The following is a 10,198-nucleotide window of genomic DNA, read 5'->3' as shown; positions in this document are numbered from 1 at the left end:
AATTTGCCTGGCGGCAATAGCGCGGTGGTCCCACCTGACCCCATGCCGAACTCAGAAGTGAAACGCCGTAGCGCCGATGGTAGTGTGGGGTCTCCCCATGCGAGAGTAGGACACTGCCAGGCATCAATTAAGTCGAAAGCCTCATGCGAAAGCATGGGGCTTTTTGCTATGGGTCAAAAACAGAAAATGTCAGTGAAAGCCCCTCACCCCAACCCTCTCCCAGAGTACCAACCGAGAACATCCTGAATACTTGTGTAGGGGAGAGGGAGCAGTCCGGCGTCGTGGATAAGCCCGTGCGGCTTCGGAAAGAGGTAACCTTTGATTAGCCATACCACTTCGGCAGTGATGAGTAAGCCTAAGGATGGGGTATGACGCAGGAATATCAGCGAGCTCGATCGATTCCCTCTCCTGGGGGAGAGGGTTAGGGTGAGGGGAAGGGTATTACTCGATCTGACAAATTGACTGACCCTCAACGCGCCAGATGATAAATACTGTACCCTGTCGCAGCCCCTGCCACATCCCAGGCAAAATCCTTCCAGCTCCAGCCCGTACCGCCTTCTCTACTGTCATACAGTTCTTTCGCTGCGCCCAAGCCAATCGAAAATAGCAGGCCAAAACTGCGGCTACGTGCCTCATTCCAGTTCTGGTGATCGCCATAAGCCGCGCCAGCGGCCGCAAATGCAGCGGAAGCGACAAAGTGTTGAGCCTTGTCTTTGCCGGTCCAACTATCATTGGCCATATGGGTACAGCCACTGGAGAACAACAATACCGGAAGGAGGATGAGCAGACGGAGTGGGCGCATAGTGAAAACATCCTGTCTCAATATGGACAAAAAAGCCCGGCATTGCCGGGCTGTGGTGCAGTTAATTATAGCGAGTTTACAGTATACGGCTAATCAAGCGATCGATACGGATCCGACGCAGACGACGGATCAGTTTGCGCACCTTGACCGGATATTCCTGAATGCTTTGCAATTCGAGATAGTGGCCCACCACCGTGGTATGGGTACGGATCGTTTCCAACTCTTTATGCCGCTGTTCCTGCATTTCGTGCTTGGGATCGTGGAACAGAATGGCGTTTTCAAGATCCAGCCGCCAGGCGCGCGGGTTGAGGTTGTTACCGGTGATCAACTGCCACTCGTCATCGACCCACATCCCTTTGAGGTGATAGCTGTTATCGCCGTCTTTCCACAGGCGCACAATCAGCTGGCCGGTATCAACATAGCGTTGCAGGCGGCTCAGGAAGCGGCGCAGGTTGATTTCATAGAGATAAGGCAGCGCGCCGATAATCTTGAACGGCTGATCTTCAGGAATGTAGAAGTCATTGGCCGTCTTGTCACCCACGATGATCTCCACCTGTTTCCCTTGGCGCAGCAGATAAATGATATTGCGCACCAGCAAGGCTGGCAGGTTGAAGTAAGGCGTGCACAGCGTCAGTTTCTGATCGGTGCTGGACATCAGGTGGTGGATCGTTTTGTTCAGAATGCTCTGTTTGCCCAGGCCGACTAACGGGGTGACGGCCAGCTCATCATTACTGGCGTTCCCCTGAAATTGATAGGCGGCACGGCGTAGGGCAAAGCGGAACAGGCGGATTTCGTTTTTGATCTCGAGGCTTTTGGGCCTGTCAGCACGATCAAGACGCTGTACGGCACCGGCGGTTAACAGATGCTGTTTGATGTAATCGCACAGGGTCACCGCCAACAGATTATTGGTGATCAGCTGATAGCGATCGTAACGATACTTATCATGCTGGTGCAGATAGACATCATTAATGCTGGCACCGCTGTAGAACACCGTATCGTCAACGACAAAGCCCTTCAAATGCAGTACGCCCAGCGCTTCGCGAGTATTGACCGGAACGCCGTAAATCGGCACCGAAACCTGCGGGTGCTGTGCAGCCATAGCGCAGTACCAGTCGGCATTGGTATTGGCCGCTGCCGCACCGATACGCCCACGTTGAGCACGATGCCAGTCTACCAACACGCAGATCTCCAGCTCAGGGCGCTGCTGCTTGGCTTGATAGAGCGCATTGAGGATGTCGCGGCCCGCATCGTCATGCTCCAGATAGAGCGCTACCAGATAAATACGGGTTGTTGCGTTAGCGATCGATTCCAGCAGCGTTGCACGGAAATCGGCCGGCGTAAAAAGGGTACGGACATCAGCAACCGTCTGGGGGAGTTTGGGCAGTTGTGCAAGGTGTTGTTGATGTTTGCTACGTTTAAATTTTGACAACATCACAGTGCGCTTCTTCTCTCATATTTGGATGGCCGGAACGCCACTTCCATGAATAAAATGCTTCGAACAATCGGGCGATAATACCACTAGTTGCCCCGATTGTGCGTATGTTTTGGCGTTAAGTAGTGGATTCGTATTACATTGCGACAGCGGTCACGGCGTCGCCCCATCCTGTAGCGGCAGGGTTAAATTGACAATCCCTTCGTCAATTTGCACATCGACCTTGAACCCCAGCTTTTGTGCCAGCGTGACCATTCCGCGGTTATTAGGCATGGTAATGCCTGTCAGGCGGGCCAGGCCTTGCGCTCGCGCATAGCTAATCATTTTCATCAAGAGCTGCCGGCCCAGACCCAGACCTTTCAGATCGGAACGCACCAGCACGGCGAATTCGGCGTCGGTGTTGTCGGGATCTGACAGGGCGCGCGTGACGCCGATGATCTCTTCGCCATCGCGTACTGCTACGAAAGCCATTTCTCGATCGTAGTCGATTTGGGTCATGTTAGCCAAATCGTCGTGGCTAAACTCGTTGATCTCACTAAAGTAGCGGTAATAGAGATCTTCCTTGGTGACACGGTCGATAAAGTGCTTCAGCGCCGGTTCATCCTCCGGCAGGATCGGGCGGAACAGGCATTGAGAACCGTCTTTTAATTCAATGGTTTCTTCCAGCTCATGGGGATAAGGGCGGATCGCCAGGCGTGCCTGTGGATCGCCACTGAAAGGCGTTAACTGCATGGAAACGTCCAGCAGGGTAAACTCGCTGCCGGAGGCTAATACCGGATGAATATCGAGGCGTGAGATCTCCGGGCAGTCGAGGATCAGGTTGGAAACCTGCACCAACAGGCGGCTTAAGCCGGGGATATCAAGCGGCCGCAGCGCACTGCGCCCACGGATTTTGCCTCCTTTCACCGCCTGCAACACCAGATAACGCGCCAGCGCCATATTCAGCGGCGGCAGGGCAACGGCGACCTGGTTTTCCTTGCGCCATTCGATGCCACCTTCGCCCAGCATTATCAACGGGCCGAAGGTCGCGTCCTGTTCAACGGCAATACGCAATTCCTGTGCTCCGGCACGGTTGGCCATGCTTTGCACTAACAGACCGTGGATGCGCGCCTGCGGATAAGTACGCTTCACCCGGTCGAGGATCGCTTCCGCCGCCCGCTGCACCTCGATGGCGGTACGTAAATAAAGCATGACCCCCTGAACTTCGGATTTATGTGAGATATCCGGAGAACGCAGCTTCAGTGCTACCGGGTAGCCAATCTGTTCGGCAATGTGCACCGCTTCTGCGCTGTCACTGGCAATCCAGGTTGGCAGGGTGCTGAGGCCGTAAGCCTGCAAAATTGGTTGGACTTCATGGGTATCCAACTGGCTAGCCCCTTCGGCCAACGCCTGATGGATTAACTGGTGCGCGGCAGCGGTATTGGCCGTAAGCCCAATCGGTAGCGCCGGAGTTTCCTTGAGCTGCTTCTGGTTACGGCGGTATTCCACCATATGCATAAACGCGGTGACCGCGCCTTCTGGCGTGCGATAGGTTGGGATCCCTGCCTCGGTAAATTGGCGGCGGGCCTCCTGAGAGGAGTATTCGCCACACCAGTTGGTTAACAACGTAATGCGTTTCCCACGTGGGTGCTGGCGGATGGCCTCGATCAACCGTTCGGCGGTCTCAGTGCCCGGAGAGGCGGCGCTAGGGGCATGGATCAGCAGCAGGGCGTCATAGTCGTGGCTGTCGAGCAGCGGTTGCAGAGCTGCCAGATAGCGCTTGGGGGTTGCATCATCACGCAGATCGATAGGATTTCCTGGCCGGATAAACTCCGGCAGCGCTGCGCTCAGCTTCTCCTGAGTCTCATCTGTCAACGTTGCCAGCTTACCGTTGCGGGAGAGTAATTCGTCTAGCGCCATGGCTGCGGGGGCTGCACCGTTGCTGATAATCATTAGCCGCTCACCGCGCAGCGGGTGCATATGGCTTAAGGTTTCCACGGCGGAAAACAGCTCGTGAGTATCCTGTACACGTAGCAAACCGGCGCGTTGGATGGCAGCATCGTAAGCGGCGTCCAATCCCTGCTGGCTGTTGAGCAGTAGCTGTGCCTGTTGGCTACGACCACTTTTGATCACCAGGATCGGCTTATTGCGCGAGGCACTGCGAGAGGCGGAAAGGAAACGCCGCGCGTCGTTGATGTTTTCCAGATACAGCAGAATGGCGCTGGTTTTGCTGTCGCGGGCCAGGAAGTCGAGCAGATCGTCGACGTCGATATCCAGGCTATCCCCTAACGCGATGAAGTAGGAGAAGCCAACCTCCCGTTGTTGCGCCCAGTCCAGAATGGTATTCGCCACGGCGGCAGACTGGGAGATAAACGCCAGCTTGCCTTTCTGAATGGGGACCGGCGAAAAGCTGGCGTTGATCCCTTGCCAAGGCGCCAGCAAGCCCAGGCTGTTTGGCCCCAGCAGGCGCATTGAGTAACGTTGTGCGGTGGCCTTCAGCTCGGCGAATTGTTCCACTGGGGAGGAAAGTACGATGGCAGTTTTGCAGCCCCGCTCACCCAGGGCTTCGATCAGTGCCAGGTTACGCTGGGCATTGGTACACAGCACGGCCAGATCGGGGGTTAGCGGCAGGCTGGCTACGTCGGGATAGGCCATCACGCCGCAGACTGCCTTGTAGCGTGGCGTGACTGGCAGGATAGGGCCGGTAAAACCGCCAGCCAGCAGATTGCGCATCATCAGGTAGCCAGCCCGGCCGGGCTGTTGCGAAGCGCCGAGCACGGCAATTGATTTGGGACGTAATAGCGCTTCTAACCCTCTCTGGCTCATATGCGGCTCCTGCTCCTGACCGGTTTGCCTGAAAAAGGCAAATTATCGTCTGATTCTAGGCGCTTTGTGGCTGATTTGCTGTGACCGGTGCCTCTGGGCGGTGAGGTTTCCCCGCCAGATACTGTTCACGGAAGTAATTGAAATGTTGGCTCAGCCCGGTCGCGGCCTGTTCATCCCCCGCCTGTTGCAGCAGGGCGGCAGCGACTTCTGCCGTACAGTGCTGTTCAGGGCGGCTGGCAATACGTAGCAAATAGTCTGATGAGGCCAACACGTTCAGTGAAAAGACCGGGAACTGATTCAGATAGGGACTTTTACGGAACATTTTGCGCGCTTCGGACCAGGTACCGTCGAGCATGATAAATAAAGGCGGCTTGCCACCTGCGGGCAGGCTGCTAACCACCAGGCGATCCGCATCAGCATAAGAGGCCGGGAATACCACGTAGGGCTGACGAGTGGGATCGTTGATGGTAGCCAGCAGGCCCGGATCGACTTCGGTGCGTGACCAGGTAAACGCCAGGGTATCAGGCAGGATATCGGCGATCAGGCGGCCGGTATTGCTGGGCTTTAACGGCTCTGCCCCGAACATGATCAGGCAAAAGCGGCTGTTGGCCTGCAGCGGTTTGATGGTGGCACACAGGCAGTTTTGCTGCGGTAGCAAACAACCCTGACAGCGCACGGCGCGGCTACCTCTGGCCAGAAACGGTCGGGTGGCGCGGTCTAAACGGTCTTGGCGTAGACGAAGTACGGCGTTGTCAGTCATAACTATCCTGAAAAACCGCCATTGTAGCGCAGAAAAAAGCCCGGCGGGAGAGGCGCACGGGCTTTCTGGGTGATGGGATGCCGACAACAACTGGCGGCATAGTAAGCGCTTTTGCGTTAAACTAGCTCGTTAAGCCAGTTATCGAACGGCGCTTTCGGCATCGCGCCGTTGAGCATATCGACCATCTTGCCTTCACGGAACACCATGATGGTAGGGATGCTGCGAATGCGGAAGCGTGCGCTCAACTCGGGTTCGGCTTCGGTGTTGACCTTCACGAAACGCACCTTGCCAGCGCGCTCCTGTGCCACATCTTCAAAGATCGGCGCGAAGCTGCGGCACGGGCCACACCACGGGGCCCAGAAATCGACCACGATCGGCAAGTCGTCTTGCAGGAGCTGGTCCAACGTGGCGGCGGTGGCGTTAATCACTTCACCGTCGAACAATTCATGGCCGCAGCGGCCACATTTAGCGCCGTCCGCCAGACGTTCTTCCGGCACGCGGTTGGTGGCATTACAAGCTGCACAAACTGTATTCATGATTACCTCTGGGGCTGACGCAGCACAATGAGCTGCGAATATGTATTTTTAATGTTGCTTATTATCGGTAAAAGCGCGGCATTCGACCAAGTGATTTGTTCGATGAATTTGATAGATGCCAGCTTTTAGCGCAAGTTGGTGGCTTAGCGCACCAACATCAGGTAATCTTCGCGCCCTGCGCGTTGGTGGAGAAGACAATGAACGATTCATTTAGTGGCAAGAACGGTAAGGTTAAAGTGATGTTCGTCCGTAGTGACGACGATAGCGGCGACAACCGTAACAAGAATAAACGACCTGACGGCAAAGGCCGCCCGGCTGACAATGCACGCTCTGGCCGTGCCGGTCAGGATAAGGCGCGCGGTGGTGACCGTCGGGGTGCCGATCCCCGTCGCAGCAGCAGTGAAAGCGATCGTCCTCGTCGTCCGGCGCGTACCGAAGACAGCGGTGGTTATGAATCACCGTGGAAAACCGTGTCTCGTGCTCCGCAAGAAGAACCGGCGTTCGATCATGGTGGCATCAGTGGCAAAAGCTTTATCGACCCTGAGCAGCTGCGCCGCCAACGTGCGGAAGAAACCCGTGTTTACGGCGAGAACGCCTGTAAAGCTCTGTTCGCCAGCCGTCCAGATGCCATCGTCCGTGCCTGGTTTGTGCAATCAGTAACCCCACGTTTCCGTGAGGCACTGCGCTGGATGGCGGCTAACCGCAAGGCTTACCATGTGGTGGATGAAGAGGAACTGGCCAAAGCGTCCGGTACCGAACATCACGGCGGCGTGTGCTTCCTGATTAAAAAGCGTCAAGGTCTGGATGCGCAGGCTTACCTGCAGAACGCACCGGCCAAAGATTGCGTGCTGGCACTGGAAGAAGTGGGCAACCCACACAACCTAGGGGCGATCGTTCGTTCTTGTGCTCACTTTGGCGTGAACGGCGTATTACTTCAGGATCCAGCGGTGCTGGAGTCTGGTGCAGCAGTGCGTACGGCTGAAGGTGGGGCGGAACACATCAAGGCAATCAATGCCGATGACTTCCTGTCCGTGCTGGATACATTCCGCAAAGCAGGTTATACCATCGTCACCACGTCCAGCCATAAAGGCACGCCGTTGGCGCAGGCTAAACTGCCAACCAAGATGGTGCTGGTATTGGGCCAGGAACGTGATGGCCTGAGTGACAGCGCTTGGCAACAGGGTGATATGAGCGTGTCTATCGGCGGGACTGGCAAAGTAGAAAGCCTGAACGTCTCGGTAGCAACCGGTATTCTGTTGGCCGATTGGTGGCGCCAGAACCAGGCGTAATGCTTTAGGCTATATAAAATCCGATTAATGACAAAGCCCTGGCCGCAAAGCCAGGGCTTTGATCTATCAGAGTCAGTAGAAAAACCGGCTGACTACTATGCTCAAAAAGCTCCCCCTTATTCGTATTCATCTAGGCATATCCTTGTTCGCTACAACATACGTACAGAAACCTGCCGTACTAGCGGTTTCTCAGTATAGGGTTTACAGGGACAAGTGCGATCGCTGGTCATGCCATTGCGACCGGTGCGATTCTGGTGACCAATAATACGCGGAAGTTTGAACGGGTAACGGACCTGATGCTGGAGGATTGGGCAAAATAACAATGAGAAGGGATAAGACTAAAATGAGCGCACTGACGATCGATAATCTGGCTCACTCTTAAAAATCAGCTTTCTCAACTTTCTTTTTCTCAGGAAACTTCTTTTGTGTCGCATAAAAGCTGCCAAGGGTAAAAGCTTTCAGCTGTTGTTCCGTATCAGCCTGGCACGAAGGGGTGTCGCAAGCAGCACTGATGATTCCGTAAGTGACGGCCTTTTGTTTCATATCAAGTTTGGCTTCTTCTAGACTGTTTTTTCCCATAGAGACCACACATCCAGACACGATAGCCTGAGCTTTTTGCTCGTTCATGCGTAGTACTGTGTCATTGACGAGTTTGCTGTACCCATCATTGTTATACACATCGGCGGCGAACTCGCGGCATTCATCATAATACGGACTTGCTTTGACTTCTGTGTAGGCAGGTATTTTCATGCCAGCACAACCAACCATACCAAGGCTCATTGCTGCGATCAGTGTTTGTTTTATCATGCTTTTAGCCCAGAGATTCCCTGTTAGAAAAGTTTATAAATTCAACTAATATCCATTCTGGCACTGCGGCATTATTGTTGTCTTTTATGTACCCAAAATCCACAAAATCAGGTCGATGGGGAAAGCATTATTCAATTCTATGAGGCGGTCCATCTTTGAACCGCCCCATATCACAGCAGATTTTTAGCCACTTCCATTGGAGTTTATGGGCGTGACTCGATCAGTGGGCTCCGCCCCCGCCGCCGCCGGAACTGAACGGTGGTTTGGCGAACCAGACTAGCGCCAGCAATATCAGGAACACCCCTGCAGATAGCCAGAATATCTCGTTGGCCGAGATGATCAGCCCCTGCGCGGTGATCTCGTTGGCGATATACGCCGAAGCCTGCTGTTTACTCATGCCTAGCTGCTCCAGTTTGCTGTACATCTCCTGCGACTGTGGGTTGAACGGATTCACAAACTCGGTCAGGTGCGAGTGGTGCATCGCCTCCCTGCTGGTCCACAGCGTGGTGGTGATCGAGGTGCCGATAGAACCCGCCAAGGTACGGGTAAAGTTCGACAGGCTCGATGCTGCCGCTATGCGCTCCGGCGGCAACCCAGACAGGGTAATGGTCGTCAGCGGCATAAAGAAGCAGGCGATGGCAAAACCCTGGAAGAACTGCGGCCAGGCGGAAGCGCCAAAATCCATCCCCGGTTCAAACGTGTAGGCGCGCCAGTAGAAGCACACGGCATACATGATGAAGCTGAAGGTGACCAAACGGCGCATATCCAGCCGGTTACCGAAGCGGCCGATAATCGGTGACAAGATCACCGGCAGCAACCCGATCGGCGCAGACGCCAAGCCGGCCCAGGTGGCGGTGTAGCCATATACCTCCTGTAGCAACTGTGGCAACAGCACGATCGCCCCGAAATACAGCATGTAAGCCAGGCTGATACACAGACAGCCGATGGTAAAGTTGCGCGATTTGAACAGCGACAGATCCACCACCGGGTGATCGTCCGTCAGCTCCCACACCACCAGGAACACTAACGCCACCACGGCCACGACGGTCAGGACAATGATCTCGGTCGAGTTGAACCAGTCCAGCTCCTTGCCCTGATCGAGCATAATCTGTAGCGCACCGATACCCACCACCAGCAGCACCAGCCCGACGGTATCGATCGGTTTGATCTCGGTTTTGGTTTCCCGGCCTTTCAACGTCGACATCGCAACCAGGATCACGAACAGCCCAATCGGGATATTGATGAAGAAGATCCAGCCCCAGTGATAGTTATCGCTGATATAGCCGCCAAGGATAGGCCCGAAAATCGGCGCGACGATCACGGTCATCGACCATAGCGCCAGGGCCATCGATCGCTTGGCGGGGGGATAGTTATTCAGCAACAAACTCTGCGACAGTGGGATCAACGGCCCTGCCACCACGCCCTGGATCACGCGGAAGAAGATCAGCATGCCCAGACTGTTGGAAATACCACACAGCCAGGAGGCCAGGGCGAACAGCGCCGTGGACCACAGGAACAGGCGAACTTCACCCACGCGTTTCGCCAACCAGCCGGTGATCGGAATGGAGATGGCGTTGGCCACCCCAAACGAGGTGATCACCCAGGTCCCCTGCGAGTTGGAAGACCCGAGGTTACCCGAAATGGTCGGTATCGCCACGTTGGCAATGGTGGAGTCCAGCACCTGCATAAAGGTCGCCATGGCGAGCGCGACCGTCATCCAGGCGAGCTGGGCACCTTCAAGCGGTTTCTGTGCCAAGGTAGCCTCCC

The 10,198-nt window shown here is 55.3% G+C and carries 8 protein-coding genes, 1 rRNA gene and 1 pseudogene; 3 read left to right on the top strand and 7 right to left on the bottom strand.

Annotated features, from left to right (window positions below; all coding sequences use genetic code 11):
- The first annotated feature begins 6 nt into the window (after positions 1-6).
- Positions 7-122 (top strand): 5S ribosomal RNA (gene rrf, locus JHD74_RS13585).
- A 347-nt stretch (positions 123-469) separates the two neighbouring features.
- Here the strand turns inward: rrf and JHD74_RS13580 are convergent.
- The 5 genes from JHD74_RS13580 to trxC all read right to left on the bottom strand — a co-directional run bounded on the left by JHD74_RS13580 (position 470) and on the right by trxC (position 6,335).
- A complete protein-coding gene (locus tag JHD74_RS13580; RefSeq protein ID WP_037435468.1) occupies positions 470-802 on the bottom strand; it encodes a YfiM family lipoprotein in 333 nt (110 codons plus the stop codon).
- Between the two features lie 76 nt (positions 803-878).
- Positions 879-2,234 carry a CDP-diacylglycerol--serine O-phosphatidyltransferase gene (gene pssA, locus JHD74_RS13575; RefSeq protein ID WP_024530687.1) on the bottom strand — a complete coding sequence of 452 codons (1,356 nt, stop codon included), beginning with the start codon at positions 2,232-2,234 and terminating at the stop codon, positions 879-881.
- 153 nt (positions 2,235-2,387) lie between these two features.
- Positions 2,388-5,039: a bifunctional acetate--CoA ligase family protein/GNAT family N-acetyltransferase gene (locus tag JHD74_RS13570; protein WP_199062884.1), complete on the bottom strand. Its 2,652-nt coding sequence runs from the start codon at positions 5,037-5,039 to the stop codon at positions 2,388-2,390.
- Between the two features lie 55 nt (positions 5,040-5,094).
- Positions 5,095-5,799, bottom strand: a complete 705-nt coding sequence (locus JHD74_RS13565; protein ID WP_199062883.1) for a tRNA-uridine aminocarboxypropyltransferase — start codon at positions 5,797-5,799, stop codon at positions 5,095-5,097.
- A gap of 116 nt (positions 5,800-5,915) precedes the next feature.
- Positions 5,916-6,335, bottom strand: coding sequence for a thioredoxin TrxC (gene trxC, locus JHD74_RS13560; RefSeq protein WP_021807597.1), 420 nt, complete (start codon positions 6,333-6,335; stop codon positions 5,916-5,918).
- Positions 6,336-6,532: 197 nt separating this feature from the next.
- Here trxC and JHD74_RS13555 point away from each other — a divergent pair, with 197 nt between their 5' ends.
- Positions 6,533-7,624, top strand: a complete 1,092-nt coding sequence (locus tag JHD74_RS13555; protein WP_021178989.1) for a tRNA/rRNA methyltransferase — start codon at positions 6,533-6,535, stop codon at positions 7,622-7,624.
- 212 nt (positions 7,625-7,836) lie between these two features.
- Positions 7,837-7,944, top strand: a pseudogene (locus JHD74_RS26625) (VapC toxin family PIN domain ribonuclease); the annotation flags it as partial.
- A 58-nt stretch (positions 7,945-8,002) separates the two neighbouring features.
- On the opposite strand, the gene JHD74_RS13550 reads toward JHD74_RS26625, so the two are convergent.
- Positions 8,003-8,431, bottom strand: coding sequence for a hypothetical protein (locus JHD74_RS13550; protein ID WP_199062882.1), 429 nt, complete (start codon positions 8,429-8,431; stop codon positions 8,003-8,005).
- Positions 8,432-8,651: 220 nt separating this feature from the next.
- Positions 8,652-10,187, bottom strand: coding sequence for a multidrug efflux MFS transporter permease subunit EmrB (emrB, locus tag JHD74_RS13545; RefSeq protein ID WP_024530692.1), 1,536 nt, complete (start codon positions 10,185-10,187; stop codon positions 8,652-8,654).
- Between the last annotated feature and the right edge of the window lie 11 nt (positions 10,188-10,198).

Origin of the sequence: Serratia sp. ASV30, from assembly GCF_016428815.1 — a bacterium.
Taxonomy (GTDB): domain Bacteria; phylum Pseudomonadota; class Gammaproteobacteria; order Enterobacterales; family Enterobacteriaceae; genus Chania; species Chania fonticola_C.
This window is presented reverse-complemented; position numbering and strand designations above follow the sequence as displayed.